Source organism: Shewanella electrica, assembly GCF_022321485.1.
Taxonomy (GTDB): Bacteria; Pseudomonadota; Gammaproteobacteria; order Enterobacterales; family Shewanellaceae; genus Shewanella; species Shewanella electrica.
On sequence record NZ_JAKOGG010000778.1, the window covers coordinates 1 to 235 of the forward strand.

1 protein-coding gene is annotated in these 235 nt (G+C 63.8%); it reads left to right on the plus strand.

Annotated elements, in window-relative coordinates:
* Nucleotides 1–235, plus strand: a 235-nt coding sequence (locus tag L9G74_RS22060; protein WP_238899086.1) for a hypothetical protein, incomplete at both ends; no start/stop codon positions are given.

Below are 235 nucleotides of genomic sequence, written 5' to 3' on the forward strand. Positions count from 1 at the left end.
TGGAGCGGGTGCTGGGATACGTCGAATTTCGCAAAGCCTTGTTGCAGGGCGAGCTGCCGGAGTTCACCTGCCTTGTGGGCCCCATGGTGCAGGAGACGTATCAAAGCGTGCCTGCGCTGCGCGAGGCTTGCGCGCTGAGCATCAGCAACCACGCGGCAACGCTGGTGGACGATATCCAGGCGGCGATGGAGAGCCGTGGGCTCACGCCAGCCTGGACAGCGCAATCACTGGCACT